General features: G+C 43.3%; 19 protein-coding genes and 1 pseudogene. 11 read left to right on the top strand and 9 right to left on the bottom strand.

Features of this window, described 5'->3' with window-relative positions; genetic code table 11:
- Positions 1–20 precede the first annotated feature (20 nt).
- Entirely contained in the window at positions 21–548 is a 528-nt protein-coding gene (hemG, locus tag L884_RS0112325) for a menaquinone-dependent protoporphyrinogen IX dehydrogenase (protein ID WP_028767799.1), read from the top strand.
- Positions 549–612: 64 nt separating this feature from the next.
- On the opposite strand, the gene L884_RS0112330 is transcribed toward hemG (L884_RS0112325), so the two are convergent.
- Positions 613–918 carry an ArsR/SmtB family transcription factor gene (locus L884_RS0112330; RefSeq protein ID WP_028767800.1) on the bottom strand — a complete coding sequence of 102 codons (306 nt, stop codon included), beginning with the start codon at positions 916–918 and terminating at the stop codon, positions 613–615.
- Positions 919–1,118: 200 nt separating this feature from the next.
- Here L884_RS0112330 and hemG (L884_RS0112335) point away from each other — a divergent pair, with 200 nt between their 5' ends.
- On the top strand, positions 1,119–1,658 hold the full coding sequence (gene hemG, locus L884_RS0112335; protein ID WP_028767801.1) for a menaquinone-dependent protoporphyrinogen IX dehydrogenase: 540 nt from the start codon (positions 1,119–1,121) through the stop codon (positions 1,656–1,658).
- Between the two features lie 58 nt (positions 1,659–1,716).
- Here the strand turns inward: hemG (L884_RS0112335) and L884_RS0112340 are convergent, their stop codons facing one another.
- The 5 genes from L884_RS0112340 to def all read right to left on the bottom strand — a co-directional run bounded on the left by L884_RS0112340 (position 1,717) and on the right by def (position 7,543).
- A complete protein-coding gene (locus L884_RS0112340) occupies positions 1,717–3,159 on the bottom strand; it encodes a TrkH family potassium uptake protein (protein WP_028767802.1) in 1,443 nt (480 codons plus the stop codon).
- Between the two features lie 197 nt (positions 3,160–3,356).
- The gene (gene trkA / locus L884_RS0112345; RefSeq protein ID WP_028767803.1) at positions 3,357–4,766 is read right to left on the bottom strand and encodes a Trk system potassium transporter TrkA; all 1,410 of its coding nucleotides are present in this window, start codon (positions 4,764–4,766) and stop codon (positions 3,357–3,359) included.
- 7 nt (positions 4,767–4,773) lie between these two features.
- Positions 4,774–6,054, bottom strand: a complete 1,281-nt coding sequence (rsmB, locus tag L884_RS0112350; protein WP_028767804.1) for a 16S rRNA (cytosine(967)-C(5))-methyltransferase RsmB — start codon at positions 6,052–6,054, stop codon at positions 4,774–4,776.
- 6 nt (positions 6,055–6,060) lie between these two features.
- A complete protein-coding gene (gene fmt, locus L884_RS0112355) occupies positions 6,061–7,026 on the bottom strand; it encodes a methionyl-tRNA formyltransferase (RefSeq protein ID WP_028767805.1) in 966 nt (321 codons plus the stop codon).
- Between the two features lie 4 nt (positions 7,027–7,030).
- Positions 7,031–7,543: a peptide deformylase gene (def, locus tag L884_RS0112360; protein ID WP_028767806.1), complete on the bottom strand. Its 513-nt coding sequence runs from the start codon at positions 7,541–7,543 to the stop codon at positions 7,031–7,033.
- A gap of 149 nt (positions 7,544–7,692) precedes the next feature.
- Between def and L884_RS0112365 the strand changes: the two genes are divergently transcribed.
- The 3 genes from L884_RS0112365 to L884_RS0112375 all read left to right on the top strand — a co-directional run bounded on the left by L884_RS0112365 (position 7,693) and on the right by L884_RS0112375 (position 10,432).
- Positions 7,693–8,781, top strand: coding sequence for a LysM peptidoglycan-binding domain-containing protein (locus L884_RS0112365; RefSeq protein ID WP_028767807.1), 1,089 nt, complete (start codon positions 7,693–7,695; stop codon positions 8,779–8,781).
- 155 nt (positions 8,782–8,936) lie between these two features.
- A complete protein-coding gene (dprA, locus tag L884_RS0112370; RefSeq protein ID WP_028767808.1) occupies positions 8,937–9,956 on the top strand; it encodes a DNA-processing protein DprA in 1,020 nt (339 codons plus the stop codon).
- A gap of 2 nt (positions 9,957–9,958) precedes the next feature.
- Positions 9,959–10,432, top strand: a complete 474-nt coding sequence (locus L884_RS0112375) for a DUF494 family protein (protein WP_028767809.1) — start codon at positions 9,959–9,961, stop codon at positions 10,430–10,432.
- A 57-nt stretch (positions 10,433–10,489) separates the two neighbouring features.
- Here the strand turns inward: L884_RS0112375 and L884_RS0112380 are convergent, their stop codons facing one another.
- Positions 10,490–12,262, bottom strand: coding sequence for a collagenase (locus L884_RS0112380; protein ID WP_028767810.1), 1,773 nt, complete (start codon positions 12,260–12,262; stop codon positions 10,490–10,492).
- Positions 12,263–12,398: 136 nt separating this feature from the next.
- On the opposite strand from L884_RS0112380, the gene L884_RS0112385 reads away from it, so the two are divergent.
- The 4 genes and pseudogenes from L884_RS0112385 to L884_RS23320 all read left to right on the top strand — a co-directional run.
- Complete coding sequence (locus tag L884_RS0112385; protein WP_028767811.1) at positions 12,399–12,962, top strand: DNA topoisomerase family protein; 564 nt, start codon at positions 12,399–12,401, stop codon at positions 12,960–12,962.
- A 36-nt stretch (positions 12,963–12,998) separates the two neighbouring features.
- Entirely contained in the window at positions 12,999–13,562 is a 564-nt protein-coding gene (tsaC, locus tag L884_RS0112390) for an L-threonylcarbamoyladenylate synthase type 1 TsaC (RefSeq protein WP_028767812.1), read from the top strand.
- Between the two features lie 24 nt (positions 13,563–13,586).
- Positions 13,587–14,501 (top strand): oxygen-dependent coproporphyrinogen oxidase, encoded by a 915-nt coding sequence (gene hemF / locus L884_RS0112395; RefSeq protein ID WP_028767813.1) that lies wholly within the window; start codon positions 13,587–13,589, stop codon positions 14,499–14,501.
- Between the two features lie 133 nt (positions 14,502–14,634).
- Positions 14,635–14,730: pseudogene (locus L884_RS23320) on the top strand (oxygen-dependent coproporphyrinogen oxidase); the annotation flags it as partial.
- A gap of 44 nt (positions 14,731–14,774) precedes the next feature.
- On the opposite strand, the gene L884_RS0112400 reads toward L884_RS23320, so the two are convergent.
- The gene (locus tag L884_RS0112400; protein ID WP_028767814.1) at positions 14,775–15,221 is read right to left on the bottom strand and encodes a group II truncated hemoglobin; all 447 of its coding nucleotides are present in this window, start codon (positions 15,219–15,221) and stop codon (positions 14,775–14,777) included.
- Positions 15,222–15,392: 171 nt separating this feature from the next.
- Here L884_RS0112400 and aroE point away from each other — a divergent pair, with 171 nt between their 5' ends.
- Together aroE and L884_RS0112410 are read left to right on the top strand one after the other, a co-directional pair.
- The gene (gene aroE / locus L884_RS0112405) at positions 15,393–16,208 is read left to right on the top strand and encodes a shikimate dehydrogenase (RefSeq protein WP_028767815.1); all 816 of its coding nucleotides are present in this window, start codon (positions 15,393–15,395) and stop codon (positions 16,206–16,208) included.
- Positions 16,209–16,231: 23 nt separating this feature from the next.
- Positions 16,232–16,510: a DUF1488 family protein gene (locus tag L884_RS0112410; RefSeq protein ID WP_028767816.1), complete on the top strand. Its 279-nt coding sequence runs from the start codon at positions 16,232–16,234 to the stop codon at positions 16,508–16,510.
- 17 nt (positions 16,511–16,527) lie between these two features.
- Here the strand turns inward: L884_RS0112410 and L884_RS0112415 are convergent, their stop codons facing one another.
- On the bottom strand, positions 16,528–17,085 hold the full coding sequence (locus L884_RS0112415; RefSeq protein WP_028767817.1) for a gamma carbonic anhydrase family protein: 558 nt from the start codon (positions 17,083–17,085) through the stop codon (positions 16,528–16,530).
- Positions 17,086–17,629: the final 544 nt, after the last annotated feature.

The raw sequence follows: 17,629 nt of genomic DNA on the forward strand, positions 1-17,629 counted from the left end.
TCGGAAATCGTAGGAAATTAATGAGCAATACACTAATTATTTATTCAACAGTAGATGGCCAAACTAAAGCGATTTGCGAACAGATTAAAAAGATTAATCAAGAGCAAAATGCGACGGTGACTATGGCTTCAGTTGCAGAAGCTGAGCAACTTGGTTTAGCACAGTTCGATAAGATCTTAGTGGCAGCAAGTATTCGCTATGGTAAACACAGACCGGAGCTATATCAGTTTATTAACCGTCATCACGCAGTGTTAAACGCTAAGCAAAATGCATTCTTTACAGTAAATGTTGTGGCGCGTAAGCCGGAGAAGAACACTCCTGAAACCAATCCATATATGAAGAAGTTTTTAGCGCTTTCTTTATGGCAGCCACAGCAATTGGCAGTGTTTGCCGGCAAGATTGATTATCCTAGATACCGATTGTTCGATAAGGTGATGATCCGCTTTATTATGTGGATGACTAAAGGACCAACTGATACCAGCGGTACGTTTGAGTTTACCGATTGGAATAAAGTTGATGAGTTTGGTCGAGCCTTTGCTGAGCGCTAGGTTCGTCAATTAGAGACAAAAAAGCCTGCTTCGATGCAGGCTTTTTCGTTTTTAACTTATTAAGTTAAGCGCAGTATTTACGGTGCAGTATGGAGATCACTTCAGTTACTTGCTCATTTTTAAGCGCATAATAAACCACTTGTGAACTCTTACGGGTTGCGACTAAATCTTCAGAGCGCAGTACTGCTAAGTGTTGTGATAAAGCTGATTGACTCAAGGGGACAGTTTTATTCAGTTCGGTAACGCTTAGCTCTTTATCGAGTAATAAGCATAAGATCATTAATCGATAAGGGTTGGCGATAGCTTTTAGCCATTTGGCTGCACTTTCGGCATTAGTTACCATTGCATTGGCATCGATCTCTTTTTGCATGCGCTACTTCACTCCACTGCTATTTATTAGTTAATTCTAATTGAGTTGAACTGCTAAAACAATATACTCATGGTTTGTTATTCTCACAATTTTTGATGTTGATAATATGAGCTATACCTAAATTGTGAGCTATTAATCTTTAAAAAGTATTAATTACTGCAACAATGTTGTTAAACAATACATTCTCTATTGGAATAAAGATGAAATCTGTTCTGGTACTCTATTATTCACGCGGTGGCCATACAGCAAGAATCAGTCGTGCAGTTGCTGAGCATCTTGCTGCTACTGGTCATCAGTGCGATATGATGCATATCAACGAAGCAAAAGCTGAAGGTATAGATTGGGCTAAATATGATGTAATCGCGCTCGGTGCCTGTGTGCTTTATGGTTCGTATCATAAATCTGTATTCGAATTTGTTGCAGAGCATCAAGCACAGCTAAGCGCAAAGCCTGCTAGCTTTTTTAGTGTTAACGTGGTTGCGCGTAACCCAGAAAAGCGCATTCCAGAAAACAATAAGTATCTACAGAAGTTTATTGAGCTGTCTGCGTGGAAGCCTAACGATGTTAAAGTGATTGCCGGTAAGGTGGATTACCCGTCATGGCGCTGGTACGACAGAATGATGATCCAATTAATTATGAAGATCACTGATGGCCCGACAGATCCGAAGGCGGTTATTGATTACACTGACTGGGAAGATGTCAAAGTTTACGCAGAACATTTAGTGAGTTTAGCTAAATAAACTTAGAGTGAAAAAGGCCTCCCCATAGAGGCCTTTTTATATCAAACAGTGATATAACTTAGTACTTCCAAAAGCTTGGGTGAAATAGTACCGCCACGGTTAAGATCTCTAAGCGACCAAGTAACATACCTACAGCTAACGCCCATTTAGCCACATCGGGCAAACTGGCAAAATTGCCTGCTGGGCCAATTGTTCCGCCAAGCCCTGGACCAACATTTGTTACCGCAGTAATCGCTCCGGTAAAGCTGGTTATTGGATCTAATCCAGTGAGTACCAATATGATCGACAGTAACACTATCACCATGACAAATAGCAAAATAAAAGTCACAAGCGAGCGGACAATATCTTCTCTGATCACCCGTTTGTTATAACGTTCTTTGAACACGCCATTGGGATGAAACTGCTGTTTAAGTTGCTCTCGCATGATGGCGCCAGCAATTTGAAAACGAAATATTTTGATGCCGCCGGATGTCGACCCAGAGCAACTGCCGACAAACATTAGAAATAGAAAGGCAATATTTGCCAAAGCGCCCCAAGCGGTGTAATCGGTAAGGCCATAGCCAGTTGTTGTCACTACTGAAACAACATTAAAGCTGGCAAGGCGTAGGGCATCGAGCGGAGCAATTTCTCTGCTGCTCCACAGCCATAAAGCAAGAGAGCAAGAAACAAAGATAACAAACTTTAGAAAGCCTTTTACTTGGGCATCGTTCCACACTTTAACGGAGCGCTGTTGCGCCATATAGACAAACATCAACAGTGGTAAACCGCCAGCAAGCATAAATGTGGTGCCAACCCAGTGAGCTTCATTTGAAAACGCAGCCATTGATTTATCAGAAGTGGAGTAGCCACCCGTCGATAGTGTGGTCATAGCATGGTTGATGGCTTCAAACCAATTCATGCCGCTATTGTGATAAGCCAAAAAACATAAAAAGGTGAGTAGGCAATACACCAGAAAAAGGCTTTTAGCCATGTGTTGAGTGCGTGGGGTGGTTTTATCACTCCAATCTGACGATTCTGTTCTAAATAAGCGCATACCACCGACGTTTAAAAAAGGTAGTACTGCCACGGCCATCACAATAAACCCGATGCCACCCATCCATTGTAGCAGCGAACGCCAAATTAAAATGCTGTGATCCATGGTATCTAGGCCTGACAACACTGTTGAGCCTGTGGTGGTGATCCCTGACATGGTTTCAAAGAAGGCGTCGGTATAGTTAATGCCGTGATACAAGGTAAACGGCATTGCGGCAAACAAGCTAACAATTAACCAAGTTAAGCTTGTTAATAAGAACATGTCACGGATGTTGAGGTGTAAACGGCTATTTTGCCCTTGATGCATACAGAAACTAGCGGCACTGCCAGAGACTAAAGAAGAGATCATAAAGGCAGCAATAGTTTCTTCGCCGTAATAAAGGGCAAAGGCGCCGGGGATCAACATAAACACTGTCAGTGTTGATAAGAAGATCCCCAGAATAAATAGTAGAGGACGATAGTTCAGCATAATTTTTTATACCAATGAGTATAAAGATTTCACCGCTCTGCGAGAGTTTAGTTGATGTGATAAGCACATTATGTGTGTATCACATCAGTTGCTACGGTACTCCATATAATCGCGCCCAAATAAAAGCGCGTTTATATTTTAGAAATGATCAGCCAGAGTATGGCTTTGGCTGATAATTATCTTGATTTTAAATACAACTAAAAGAAGAACGCACTCGGTTGGAACAGTTTTTCAACTTCGCCAATAAACTTCTTGTTTACCAAGAAGAGAATGACGTGATCACCTTGCTCAATGACAGTTTTATCGTGAGCCATTAATACTTCTTCATCACGCACGATAGCACCAATAGTTGTACCTGGTGGTAACTTGATTTCGCTAATTTGTTTACCAACAACTTTAGAGGTATTTGAATCACCGTGGGCAATCGCTTCGATAGCTTCTGCTGCGCCACGACGTAACGAGTACACGTTACAAATATCACCTTGACGAATATGGGTCAGCAGCGCTGAGATCGTCGCTTGTTGAGGAGAGATAGCAATATCGATATTGGCTTCTTGGACAATATCAACATAGGCTTCACGCTGGATAAGCACCATGACTTTTTTCGCCCCCATACGCTTAGCGAGTAGTGCAGCCATAATGTTGGCTTCATCGTCATTCGTGACCGCGATGAATACATCGGTCTGGTCGATATGCTCTTCTAACAGCAACTCTTGATCAGAGGCGTCACCACAAAAAACTGTAGTGTTTTCAAGCTTTTCAGATAGCTCTTCAGCACGCTCTTGTTTACGTTCGATCAGCTTTACTGAATGATTGCGTTGTAGTTGTTTTGCTAAACCTAAACCAATGTTACCACCACCGGCAATCATGATATTGCGGTAAGAATTATCTAGCTTTTGCATTTCGCTCATAACTGCACGCACGTGGCGGCTGTCGGCAACGAAAAACACTTCGTCATCGGCTTCAATAATTGTGGTACCACGCGGCATAATAGGGCGACCTTGCCGAAAGATAGCTGCTACTCGGGTATCAATATTAGGCATGTGTTCGCGCAGTGCTGCTAGAGCATTACCAACGAGCGGTCCACCATAATAAGCGCGCACTGCAACTAAACTTAAGCGACCTTCGGCAAACTCGAGTACCTGCAATGCTCCCGGGTACTCAACGAGGCGGCCTATGTAGGCAGTAACAAGTTGTTCAGGAGCAATTAGCTCATCAATAATAAAGCCGCCACGAGGGCGATTTTCTGCTTGCTTGGTTTCACTGTCGATAAATAGCTTGTCACGTAGGCCAAGATATTGTTCTGAGCGAATTCGGGCAATTTTGGTCGGCGTACCATATAGCGAATAAGCAATTTGGCAGGCAGCCATATTACATTCGTCGCTATTGGTCACCGCGATCAACATGTCGGCATCTTCAGCGCCAGCTTCTTTTAACACACTTGGGTGCGCGCCATGGCCGACGATGACACGTAAATCGTATTTGTCTTGTAGGCTGCGTAGGCGGTTTTTATCACTATCAACAATGGTGATGTCATTATTCTCACCTACTAAGTTCTCAGCTAATGTGCCGCCAACTTGTCCTGCACCCAAAATGATAATTTTCATTGCCGTACTAATCCTTCACTAGGCGAGCGTAATAGAAGCCGTCCATACTGTTTTGTCCCGGAACAATCTGCCAGCCAATATCATTTGGGTTAGCTTGTTCTTCAATCGGTACTAAAGTCGCATCAGGCGTTCTGGCTAAAAATGCGCTCACTTGATCTTTGTTTTCCTGTGGCAAAATTGAACAGGTTGCATACAAGAGTGTGCCACCTGGCTTTAGCCACTTCCAGCAGTGATCGAATATTTTTGACTGCAGTTGTGCCAATTCTTCAATATCGTTGTTTTTTCTAAGCCATTTGATGTCCGGGTGACGACGAATAACCCCAGTTGCAGAGCAGGGCGCATCGAGCAGAATACGGTCGAATTTCTCACCTTGCCACCAAGAATCGATATCTGCAGCGTCACCATGGATAACTTCAGCTGTAAGTGACAATCTATCTAAGTTTTGCTGTACGCGCTCAAGACGCTTAGCATCAAAGTCGACAGCGACTAACTTAATGTTTGGCGCCAACTCTAATAAGTGGCAGCTTTTACCACCGGGCGCGGCACAGGCGTCAAGCACCAGCTCTTCACCTTGTGGAGCAAGCAATGTAGCAGCCCATTGCGCAGCGCCATCTTGTACCGATGCTGCGCCAGTTTCAAAACCGGGCAGTTGCATCACATCACGTGGGCTGCTCAATAGAATTGAGTCTGGGCTATTGCCAGCTTCAGCTTCAATATCTAGACCCGCTAATGCTTGTAAATAGGTTTCTCTTGTTTGTGATTGCTGGTTATTACGCAGCCACATAGGTGGGCGTTCATGACTTTGCTCTATCACATTCTGCCAGCTATCAGGGTAGGCTTCTTTTAGACGCTTAATGATCCAAGCTGGAGTGTTATATGCCAAGGTGTCGTTGTCAGTTGCCAGTGGCTTTTCTTGGCGTTGAATATTACGTAATACGCCGTTGACCACTTTGACTAAACCTTCGAACTTTAACTGACGACAAGCTTCTGCTGTTTCAGATATCGCGGCATGGCTCGGAATGCGAGTAAAATATAGCTGGTAGCAACCCACTAGCAAAAGCTGGTGGACGATACGCTGCTTGCCTTTCATCTGTTTGCTCATGCAGTCGCTAACTTGTTTATCAAGCTGCGGCAAATATCGCATTACACCGTAACAAAGCTCAGCAAGCAGTGCTTTATCTTTGCCATTTTCGAGATTTTTTTGTTGCTCAGGCAAGGCTACAGACAGTGAGATACCTTTTTCTAGCACCTGAAAAACGACCTTGGCGGCCAACGCTCTTAAATTCATTGCTGATTAAGCCTCTTGATTGTCAGAACCTGTTAGCACAGTTCCTGGGGTAAACCACTCTGCTTTTGAGTTGAGAATATCGGCAACGCTTAACGGCTTCTTACCTGGTAGTTGCATTTGCGTGATGGTTAATACGCCTTCACCTGTCGCAATGCTGATGCCATTTTTGTCCGCAGATAAAATGGTGCCTGGCTGCTTTGTGCTGGTTTCATTACTAACATGGCTCTGCCAAACTTTGATGGTATTGCCTTCATGATCATAATGGCTTACTGGCCACGGGTTAAAGGCGCGGATCTCTCGCCATAGTGCTGTAGCAGATTTAGACCAGTCCAAACGGGCTTCTTCTTTTGATAACTTCTCGGCGTAGTTAGCCAATGCTTCATCTTGTTTTTCTGCTGGTAGTCTATCTTCAGCAATACCGGCTAATGCTTCAACTAATGCTGTTGGCCCTTGCTCTGCAAGCTTTTCATAAAGGGTGGCAGAAGTGTCACTATCTTCGATTTTTAGCTGAGTTTTTAGCAGCATATCGCCAGTATCTAAGCCAATATCCATCTGCATAATGGTGACACCGGTTTCGCTGTCGCCTGCCCATAATGCGCGTTGGATAGGGGCAGCGCCACGCCAGCGCGGTAAAATTGAACCATGAACGTTAATGCAGCCAAGACGAGGGGTATCTAATACCACTTTAGGCAAGATCAGCCCGTAAGCAACGACAACCATAATGTCGGCATTGAGTGCGGCTAATTCTGCTTGGGCATCTTCGTCGCGCAGAGATTTTGGTTGGTAAACAGCAATATCATTTTCAAGCGCTAAGGCTTTTACTGGACTCGCTTGCAGTTTTTTACCACGGCCAGCGGGTCTGTCTGGTTGGGTATATACCGCAATGACGTTGTGTTCAGAATCAATTAGCGCTTGAAGATGGCGTGCAGCAAAGTCTGGTGTTCCTGCAAAAATAACGTTTAATGGTTTCAAAGATTTATCCTTGTTTGGCTTCTAGACGGGCTGCTTTTTCAAGTTTTTGTTTGATACGTTGACGCTTTAGTGGCGACAAGTAGTCGACAAACAACTTACCTGATAAATGGTCTAATTCATGCTGCAAACAGATTGCGAATAGCTCATCAGCTTCAAGAGTGAACTCTTTACCAAAACGGTCTAGGGCTTTGATTGTTACAAATTCGGCACGTTCAACTTTTGCGTAAACGCCAGGCACAGATAAACAGCCTTCTTCATTAGTGAACTCACCACTTTTTTTAATAATCTCAAGGTTGATAAACACCTTAGGGCGTTCAACATCATCTTGGAGATCCATCACGATTAACTGATGGTGGTAGTTCACCTGTGTTGCAGCTAAACCTATGCCTTTTTCTTCGTACATGGTTTCGAACATGTCATCGATTTGGGTTTGCAGTGCATCGTCAAACACAGTAATTGGCTTGGCAACTGTGCGTAATCTTTCATCTGGAAATTGTAAAACTTTTAGTAAACTCATACCTAAACTCTTAACAAGTCTGTCAAATTTGAGCCAGTTGGTTATACTGACTTTTGCTAATGGCTCAATTTTAGTCGTTAGCGGCATTCAATAACAGCAAAAGCTCTATTAATACTTTAATAAAAGAGCAATAAGGCACGGATACCTTGATGAAACGGTTAATATTACTAGCTTCACTTATATTTGGTTGTACTTTTGCTTTCGCTGACACCCTGACGCTAAAGTCTGGTCACCCCGACTCTTATGTGGTGAAGAAAGGCGATACGCTTTGGGATATCTCTGCCACATTTTTAAATGATCCATGGCGCTGGCCTAAACTATGGGGAGTCAATCCTCAGGTAGCCAATCCACATTTAATTTACCCCGGCGATAAACTCACTTTAGTTTTTATCGACGGTGAACCGCGTTTAGTCATGAAGCCTCATGTGAGGAAGAGTCCAGAAGGGCGTATATCGGCTAAAGATGGCGCTATTCCTGCGATAGATTTATCACTGATCCAACCTTATTTACTACAAAACCGTGTTGTAGACGGTGACTGGTTTGAGCAACAGCCTAAAGTGATGGGCGGAGAGAGTTCGTCAAAGTTTCATGTGACCTCTGATATCATTTATGTACATGGCAAGCTAGCGGTTGGTGCCAAGCTTGGGGTGTACGCTGAAGGGCGTGAGTTTACAAATAGCGAAGGTGATAGCTTAGGTTTAGAGGTTGTGCTGTCAGCTTCAGGTCGAGTTATCGAGTCTGGTGAAGTTTCTAAGGTTAAATTGCTCAGCAATTTACGCGAAACAGAGGCCGGTTATCGAGTGTTACCAATCGAAGATGATTCGCTAATGTCGGCTTATTTTATGCCTCGAGCTGCGCAGTTAGCTGAGCCTGCAACCGTGCTCGCTTCAGGTAAAGATGTTAGAGCCATGGGTAAGCTAGATGTGGTGTATCTTGATAAAGGCGCGAATGATGGCGTTGCAACGGGTGATGTGTTCTCTATCTTTAAAGATGGTAAAGTTGTGGTAATTGATAGCGACGGCACACCAGTGCAGCCATATGAGCGTAACCGCTATGACAAAATACTTGCCAATTTATCTTCAGATAGCGCAGTAAAAATGCCAGATTTATACCGTGGTGAGTTAATGGTATTTAAGGTATTTGATAAAACCAGTATGGGGATCATACTCGTGAATGAGCGCCCTGTAAGAGTGGCAGATAAGCTAACGAACCCCGAGCAGGCTAGTATCAGCGAATAAATCGGCTATATGCTAATTTAGTTTGCTGGTCGATATTGCAGGATGCAGTATCAATTAATCAAGGATGAACTATCAATAATACACTGGTCGATTGGCTAGTTGTTTCTTCTGTATCTGGGCTAGGTCCAGCTCGGATTAAGCAACTAGTAAAGCAAATGAATATTGCGGAGCTTAAGCAGAGGTTAGTGCATGAGCCGCAAGCGTTGCCGCTACCTGAATCATTACTGCGTAGCTGTTTTACTCCCAATTACTCGTTAGTTGAGGAGGCGTTGGCTTGGCAACAAAGCAGTGATAGTCACCACTTAATATGTCCTGATGATCCCATCTATCCGCCGCTACTAAAGCAACTGAATGACCCTCCCACTATATTGTTTTTAAAGGGTAACATTAATGCGTTACTGTTACCCAGCATTGCTGTTGTTGGCAGTCGCAATGGGACGATTGGCGGAAAAAAAGTGGCTTATGAGTTAAGTTCACAACTGGCTGCAAGTGGCATGTGTGTAACGAGTGGAATGGCGTTAGGAATAGACGGTGTCGCTCATCAAGCTGCAATTGATAGTGATTGTCCGAGTATTGCTGTATTGGGTACGGGTGTCGAAGTGATTTATCCTAAACGTCACCGAAGTATTTATCATGACATTCAAACTCAAGGCTGTGTACTCGCTGAGTTTTGGCCAGAAACTAAACCTCATGCGGGCAATTTCCCTAAGCGGAATCGCATTATTAGTGGCTTAACTATGGGAACTCTAGTTGTTGAAGCGAGTGTTAAAAGTGGTTCCTTAATTACTGCGCGTTTAGCGAATGAACAAGGTCGTGAGGTGTTTGCGGTTCCGGGAAGTGTGCTAAGTGGGCAAAGTGAAGGCTGTCATAAATTAATACGCGAAGGTGCCAAGTTGGTTGAGTCGGTAACCGATATTTTGGAAGAAGTTAGCGCTTTATCAAATTATCACCTTGAAGAATTAAAAGCGTGTCACCATATAGGGGGGGAAAGCGCCTCTGATTTGCCATTTTCCTCGCTGTTAGCTAGTGTAGGCTATGAGACTACAACGATAGATGACGTAGTTGAACATAGTGGAAAAACCATAGAGCTAGTATTGGAGCAATTGCTTGAACTCGAGTTGCAGGGTTGGATTACTGCAGTGCCTGGTGGTTATATAAGATTAAAGAGGAGCTAGCCATGTTTGATATCCTCATGTATTTATTTGAAAACTATGTGCATAGTGAAGTTGAACTTCTGGTTGATGAAGACGAACTTACTAAAGAACTAACACGCGCAGGATTTCACCAAAGTGAAATTATTAAAGCCCTGTCTTGGTTGGAGCAATTAGCAGATCTGCAAGAAGCGGGCACGCCATACCTTTGTAACCACGATCAGCATTCATTCCGCATTTATACTAAAGATGAAATGGAAAAAATTGACGTCGAAAGTCGTGGTTTTTTACTGTTTTTAGAGCAGATTAAAGTGCTCAATGTAGAGACTCGAGAAATGGTTATTGATCGAGTGATGCAAATCGATGAGCCAACATTGAATTTAGATGACTTGAAGTGGGTGATCTTAATGGTGTTATTTAATGCTCCTGGTCATGAGTCTGCTTATGCGCAGATGGAAGATCTTATCTTTGAGCAACCAGATGGACGTTTACATTCATAATTAGCGTTATCATTAACACAAAGGAGGCCTCAGCCTCCTTTTTCGTTTTAAGTGAATTTAAAATTTCAGGTGGTTTGCACCGTGGGCTAAATGCTGTGGTTGTAAGTAGTCTCGGTAATCATAGCGCCCTTGTTTGTGCAGTCTTCGTTTGCTGTCGGCTTCTATATCATCAAACGCCTCTACTTGGACTGTTAGCCAATCAGAGAATTGGGCTTGATGTGCTGTCAATGACTGCATGAGTTGCTCATAACCCTCAAAGTAGTCAGTCTTTAGATATTTACTCAACTGTACAAACTCTTGGTGATGGTTTTCAGCTAAAAAACGAATAGCCATATAGCTCCACTTATAAGTTCTGTCTTGGCCATCTTTGTATTCAGTTGCAAAGATCTCTTCCAGCGTAGGTGCTTCGTTAATGTCTCGCTTGATAACCCGCAGCGCTGATGGATTGTTATCGCCTTTAGAGACATACTCAGCCAAGCCTTCAGACCACCACACCATTTTCGATGGGAAATGACCAAAGCCTGCGTACTTTACAAAATGACCATCTAAATAGTGCACATATTCATGATTAAGGTTCCAAACTTTGAACTCTGGCTCAATCCACCATTGGCGATAGGCAAAGAAAGTGGCTTGGTTGCCAGGCTTTGATGGTTTGCCTTCTATATACATACCGCCGTTGTCGGTATTAATGTCGAAAATGAGCTGACCATAAAGGTGGTATTGGCTCCAGTTTTTAAATGCAACTACTCTAAGGGCGGTATTAAAGTCATTTGGCGTTGGCTTTAGTTCTGTTTCTAACAAACGATGAAAGCTTGATTCTTGCGACGTTAGCTTGGTGCAACTCTCTGCTAATTCTTGCTCGTTTAAATCTTGGGTTAATATAAATAGCGAGTCAGAGCAGTGATGTTCGATTGGTAGAGCTGTTTTTAGTTCTGGTATGCGGCAAATATCGCTATTGTTTTCACACAGTTCTTGGCCGGCAAATACGTTGACATGAAAGCCTGCGGTGTAGGCATCCTTAGCGGCATCACCACGGTTTGCCACATCAGCTTTGGCAATAGCAGATACAGCGTTATCTATTGCGAGCTCTTGCTCTGTCGGCTCGCCATCTTCAGATGAAGGCAGTGATAAACGATATAAAGCTAACGCCCAGTATGCATTCGTTAATGGCCAGTCTTTGTCTGCGCGAATACTTTGGGAGCTGGCTGCAAAATCGAGTAATGGCGAGTCGAGGTCGGCGTTAATCAAAGTCTTGTTTAACTCGCCATCCATATCTTTACGTGCTTTGTTCAGCAGAAAGCCATAGGCCTTCAGTGTTTCTAATAAACCGTAGTCATTAGTTAAACTAGCCGATGAAGCAGCAAGTTGTTGTAGTTGAACTCCTAGTTGCGGCAGAAGCGGCGCTAGGGCTAATGCGGCATCATTACTTGCAAAGTAACGATACAAGGTTACGGCGTATTGTTCTTGTAAGCGCGGTTGATTATTAAGTCGGCCTGAGTTAGCTAGTTGTTCTAATGCAGTAGCTAGAGTGGTTATCTCTTTCTCAGTTAGCTCGTCAGTTGGTCCGTAATAACTAAAAGCACGAAAATAATAGAGGAGTTGATCTATGGTATCGGTGTTTTCAGTGGCACCTAATGCAATGCTAGCTTGTAAAAAATTGTCTTTAGTTAACAGTGGGTTTTGTGCGTTAAATAAGTCTGCTTCTGAAGTTGAGCTGATTTGGCTAATAAGCTGCTGATTGATTGGTTGCTGTATGTGGTTACTACAACCAGAAAGTGTAACCAACAAAGTCGCTATAATTGTTGTAGAGAGCTTAGAGGGTGAGGTCATTTTTATTCCCTAATATGTAGTTCCTTATATTATTGGATACAATATATCATCACCTTTTACTAAATTCTAACATTGGAATATAAAACTTAGCCAATTCCTTGGTAGAATAGCGTGATATAGATGAATTGAGACAATCATGGCGAAAATCGATCAGCAACTGTTTACTACTCATGAGCACGCTCTTGAAAAAGAGTTTGAGCTTTGCCCTAAATGTGGCTGCGAGTTGTCAGTAAAAAATAGTAAGCACGGTGGTTTTATTGGTTGTAATAACTACCCAAGCTGTGACTATACAAGGCCTTTGGTTCAGCACGAGTCAATTGAAACACAAGTGATCCAGGGTTCTGTTTGTCCTGACTGTGGTAATGAGTTAGCGGTAAAGTCTGGACGCTTTGGTATTTTTATTGGCTGTACTAACTACCCAGAGTGCCACCATATTGAGAAGCACGATCAGGCTAATACGCAAGATGAAATCCCGTGCCCTAAATGCAAAACAGGTCATATAGAGCATCGTACCAGCCGTTTTGGCAAGTCGTTTTATGCGTGTAGTGCTTATCCTAAGTGTAAGTTTTTGGTTAACTATCCACCGCGTGCAGAAGCTTGCCCTGACTGTGGTTTTGGTATTTTGGTCGAGCGAAAAGGTGCGGCCGGGATGCGCTTAGAGTGCCCTGAGAAAACATGCAAGTATAAACGTCCGCTTTAACGCGAAAGCTCAATGTATAAAAATAAAGAGAGACCAATGTTAGAAGTATTACCTGCTGATGTAGCCGAACTAATTGAGCAAGGTGGTGTTATCGCCTATCCAACTGAAGCTGTATATGGTTTAGGTTGTGATCCTGATAATAACGATGCTATTGAGCAATTACTGCAGATCAAACAGCGCCCTTGGCAAAAGGGGCTTATCCTTGTCGCTGGGGATTATCATCAACTCACCCCCTATATTGATGAGTCACAACTCTCTGCAGAGCAGTTAGCGTTTGTTAAGAGTAAATGGCCTGGGCCGTTTACTTTTATTATGCCAATTAAGCCAGGTCTTTCGCCGTTGCTCAGTGGGAGTTTTGACTCTATCGCTGTACGCGTGACAGCGCATGAGGGAGTTAAAGCCATATGTGCTGCTATCAATAAACCTGTGGTATCGACCAGCGCCAATTTGTCAGGGCAAGAACCAGCATTATCAGTTGCAAGCATCAAGCAGCAGTTTACCGGCAAGATTGCCGGATTAGTAAAAGGGGAGTTAGGAACTCAAGCATCCCCTTCAACCATTATCGACGCCAAAACAGGCGCCATTTTACGACAAGGTTAATTAGCCACTATAAAAAGGAATAATATGAGCACACCAGATCCAGCAGTAGTTAAAGCTTTCTTACTCGATCTTCAAAACCGTATTTGTAATGGATTAGAAACCCTAGATGGCGTGGCTAAATTTGCAGAAGACTCTTGGAAGCGTGAAGAGGGCGGCGGTGGACAAAGTCGTGTGCTTACCGGTGGTGCTGTATTTGAACAAGCAGGGGTTAATTTTTCGCATGTAACAGGCGCTTCCATGCCAGCATCGGCAACAGCCCATCGACCAGAGCTAGCTGGGCGTAGTTTTGAAGCTATGGGGGTTTCGCTAGTTATTCACCCTAATAATCCACATATTCCTACTACCCACGCCAATGTGCGTTTTTTTATTGCCAATAAAGACGGTGCCGATCCTGTGTGGTGGTTCGGTGGCGGCTTTGACTTAACGCCATATTACCCATATTTAGAAGATGTTGTGGAATGGCACCAAAGCGCTAAAGCGTTATGTGAGCCGTTTGGTGAAGAGGTTTATCCCAAATATAAGCAGTGGTGTGATGAATACTTTTGGCTGCCACACCGTAATGAAACTCGTGGTGTAGGTGGCTTATTCTTTGATGATCTCAATAAGCAAGGGTTTGAGCAGAGCTTTGCCTTTATGCAGGCCGTGGGAAATGGTTTCTTAACGGCTTACGCGCCGATTGTTGAACGCCGTAAAGATACGGAGTATGGCGAACATGAGCGCCAATTCCAGCTTTATCGTCGCGGCCGTTACGTTGAGTTTAACTTGGTATATGACCGTGGCACACTGTTTGGCTTACAAACAGGCGGTCGTACAGAATCTATTTTAATGTCGATGCCGCCGTTAGTCCGTTGGCAATATGCTTACACACCAGAAGCCGGCAGCCCTGAGTCGCTACTGTATAGTGACTTCCTTAAGCCAAGAGACTGGTTAAGCCTATAAGTCTATGCAGTCAGTCTAGGTCCGTTGGCAATATGCTTACACACCAGCAACTGGCAGCCCTGAGTCGCTATTGTATAGTGACTTCCTTAAGCCAAGAGACTGGTTAAGCTTATAAGTCTATGCGTCAGTCTAGGTTCGCTGGCAATATGCTTACACACCAGAAGCTGGCAGCCCAGAGTCGCTACTGTATAGTGACTTCCTTAAGCCAAGAGATTGGTTAAGCCTATAAGTCGGTGGGGGAATCTAGGTGCGTAATCAATAATAGCGTCGTTGTTATTGATTACGCATGTGATCTGCTAATGTCGAGATTGCACTATATATTGCATGCTGATGTTGCGGATCTTTTATCTCTAATTCTATCGCTGCTTTCATACATAATAGCCACTGATCCCGCATTGCTTCATCAACTTTAAATGGCATGTGCCGCGCTCGTAGCGCAGGGTGGCCATACTTTTGTTGGTAAAGTTGCGGTCCGCCAAGCCAACCACTTAAAAATTCAAATAGTTTTTGCTCTGACTCCTCAATGGGTGCTCTATGAATCGACAATAAATCTTGGGTCGCTGGTGTGGTTTGCATTTGGCGATAAAATTGTTTGGCTAGCGCGCGAATGACTTTTTCGCCACCAATACGATCATAAGCATTAGATTGGTTTGGATCTCTATCTTGAGCCGTTGTTTGCTTGTTGTCTTGTCTACCAATAATCTTTTTAAACCAATTCATTTTATTGCTCTAACTCATATTAAAAGGCTGTAGCAAGTGTACCGAGGATCGGTTTCTCGCTGCAAATAATCACAACAATATAAAAGCTGAAAATTACTGTAACAGAAGCGATTGCCTAACAGTTTAACCGAGTTACACTAGAGTTTTACTAGCAACCATAGAGAAGTAAGTATGACTGAACGATATGCAGTATTTGGTAACCCTATTGGCCACAGTAAGTCTCCTAAAATACACGCCATGTTTGCCAAAGAGACTGCACAGTCGCTCACTTATGAAGCCATTTTAGCGCCAGTAGATGAATTTGAAGCAAGTTTTAAAGACTTTGTGGCGGCTAATGGTCGCGGCGCAAATGTTACAGTACCATTTAAAGAGCAAGCGTTTGCCCTGTGTGATGAACTTAGCGAACAAGCTAAACTAGCTGGTGCGGTAAATACTTTATCGGTATTGGCTAATGGTAAAATCCGCGGTGATAACACCGATGGCTTAGGTATCGTTGCAGATCTACAAAGAAATTTAGGAAGTTTACAAGGTTTAGATGTGTTACTGGTCGGTGCTGGTGGGGCTGCAAGGGGCTGCATTTTGCCATTATTGAATGCCGGAATAGCCAAGCTAACAATAGTCAATCGCACTCAAGTTAAAGCAGAAACGTTAGCAAATCTATTTGCACCTTTTGGCAATGTTGATGTACTACCGATAGAACATAGTGGCCAAAGTTATGATTTAATTATCAACTCGACCTCTTCAAGTTTAACTGGCGATGTACCCAACATCAGTACTAACACCATAACTCCGCAAACTGTTTGCTACGACATGATGTATGGCAAACAGCCAACAGCATTTAATCTTTGGGCTACCGCACAGGGCGCCAGCCAAACAATAGATGGTTTGGGGATGTTGGTAGGGCAAGCGGCAGAAAGTTTTAATATTTGGCGTAAGGTCAAACCAAATGTTGAACCAGTATTAACTCAGCTCAGAGCAGAGCTGTAAATTCAGAAAAGTTTGAAATTGAAATGAACCAAAGTATTTTGTTCCCAGATCTACAAGAATGGGATCCACAAACACAAAGCATCGTCTTTCCCGTACAAGTGCAGGGGGCAAATATTGAATGCCGTATTAGTTTGGATAAACTAAGCCTGCTTTCATCTATAACCTTTGAACAAGAAAATGAACAACTCGAGGCGAGTGTTTTAGCAGTATTTGATGAATATCGTTTTGACATAGAAGAAGAGGTTGAAATGCTCATCGAACAAGACTCATTCGATGAGCAAGGGAGAGTGACGCTTATCTAAATGCAAGTCGCTGTGACCTATTCGTCTTCCAATAAATACTCATTTTTGAGTCTGACATAGTTGTCTGCAGATCGTGGTAAGAAGGCGAGTTCAGTATCTGTTAGCGGCCTTGCTTGTTTAGCCGGGCTGCCAACATAAAGAAAGCCACTCTTTAGTACTTTCCCCGGAGGTACGAGCGAGCCGGCTCCTAAGATAACATCATCTTCTAACACTGCCCCATCTAAAATGATTGCCCCCATGCCGACTAAGATGCGATTACCTACTTGGCAACCATGTAACATAGCCTTATGGCCAATAGTCACATCATCACCAATAATCAAAGGGTGACCTTCAGGTAATGAGGCTGACTTTCTAGTCACATGTAGTACAGTGCCATCTTGGATATTGGAACGTTTACCAATATAAATACGGTTCACATCCCCGCGGGCAGCCACTAAAGGCCAAACACTGGCATCTTCGTCTAATGTAATATCACCCACTAAAACCGCAGCTTCATCGATATAAACACCTTTTTTAAGTGTTGGAACGACACCTTTATAGGATCGTAGTGAGTTCTTGTTTCTAGAGTTTGGCATCTAAAGGTCCTAATTAGGGTGTTTTTAGCATTATAAAGCCTAAAAAGTAGCTAGTCAGTGGGTTTTATGAGCAAACGATTATAAAACTGCGATTTTATTTGTTTCAGCCCTTGCGCTTTAATCTCACATCCCTATAATGCGCATCCACTGACACGGCACAGCAGGCCAACTACCTAGCGAAACGCTAGATAGCACGGGACTTGCAGCAGTGTTAGAGATTCAAAAATCGAAACAGATTTGAATCTGGTGACAAGCGGTTTAAGAGCTTCATGCGGCGACTTCTGATTAAGAAAGCAACGCTTGAAAAACTTCTTAAAATAAACGCTTGACGCCAACAACGGGAAGTGTAGAATACGCAGCCCTAGCCACTTGAAGCGGTTCGCAAGAACACCAAGCTGGCAACGCTCTTTAACAATATGACAAGCAAATCTGTGTGGACACTCACAGAGATTAAGTTATTCGAAATTACATCGTTGATGTAATCAAAAATTTCTTAATGAACGAGTGTTCATAGCAATATGTAAAAGTTTGATTTTGTTTTTCC

The sequence above is a fragment of the Shewanella fidelis ATCC BAA-318 genome (assembly GCF_000518605.1).
Lineage (GTDB): Bacteria > Pseudomonadota > Gammaproteobacteria > Enterobacterales > Shewanellaceae > Shewanella > Shewanella fidelis.

Bases quoted from the DNA above. Each gene is read 5' to 3' on its own strand.
- L884_RS0112340 (WP_028767802.1), bottom strand. From the start codon at position 3,159: ATGCTGAACTATCGTCCTCTACTATTTATTCTGGGGATCTTCTTATCA.
- L884_RS0112330 (WP_028767800.1), bottom strand. From the start codon at position 918: ATGCAAAAAGAGATCGATGCCAATGCAATGGTAACTAATGCCGAAAGT.
- hemG (WP_028767799.1), top strand. From the start codon at position 21: ATGAGCAATACACTAATTATTTATTCAACAGTAGATGGCCAAACTAAA.
- L884_RS0112410 (WP_028767816.1), top strand. From the start codon at position 16,232: ATGAACCAAAGTATTTTGTTCCCAGATCTACAAGAATGGGATCCACAA.
- def (WP_028767806.1), bottom strand. From the start codon at position 7,543: ATGAGTTTACTAAAAGTTTTACAATTTCCAGATGAAAGATTACGCACA.
- rsmB (WP_028767804.1), bottom strand. From the start codon at position 6,054: ATGAATTTAAGAGCGTTGGCCGCCAAGGTCGTTTTTCAGGTGCTAGAA.
- L884_RS0112415 (WP_028767817.1), bottom strand. From the start codon at position 17,085: ATGCCAAACTCTAGAAACAAGAACTCACTACGATCCTATAAAGGTGTC.
- L884_RS0112400 (WP_028767814.1), bottom strand. From the start codon at position 15,221: ATGAATTGGTTTAAAAAGATTATTGGTAGACAAGACAACAAGCAAACA.
- trkA (WP_028767803.1), bottom strand. From the start codon at position 4,766: ATGAAAATTATCATTTTGGGTGCAGGACAAGTTGGCGGCACATTAGCT.
- dprA (WP_028767808.1), top strand. From the start codon at position 8,937: ATGAATATTGCGGAGCTTAAGCAGAGGTTAGTGCATGAGCCGCAAGCG.
- L884_RS0112365 (WP_028767807.1), top strand. From the start codon at position 7,693: ATGAAACGGTTAATATTACTAGCTTCACTTATATTTGGTTGTACTTTT.
- aroE (WP_028767815.1), top strand. From the start codon at position 15,393: ATGACTGAACGATATGCAGTATTTGGTAACCCTATTGGCCACAGTAAG.
- hemG (WP_028767801.1), top strand. From the start codon at position 1,119: ATGAAATCTGTTCTGGTACTCTATTATTCACGCGGTGGCCATACAGCA.
- L884_RS0112375 (WP_028767809.1), top strand. From the start codon at position 9,959: ATGTTTGATATCCTCATGTATTTATTTGAAAACTATGTGCATAGTGAA.
- L884_RS0112385 (WP_028767811.1), top strand. From the start codon at position 12,399: ATGGCGAAAATCGATCAGCAACTGTTTACTACTCATGAGCACGCTCTT.
- hemF (WP_028767813.1), top strand. From the start codon at position 13,587: ATGAGCACACCAGATCCAGCAGTAGTTAAAGCTTTCTTACTCGATCTT.
- tsaC (WP_028767812.1), top strand. From the start codon at position 12,999: ATGTTAGAAGTATTACCTGCTGATGTAGCCGAACTAATTGAGCAAGGT.
- L884_RS0112380 (WP_028767810.1), bottom strand. From the start codon at position 12,262: ATGACCTCACCCTCTAAGCTCTCTACAACAATTATAGCGACTTTGTTG.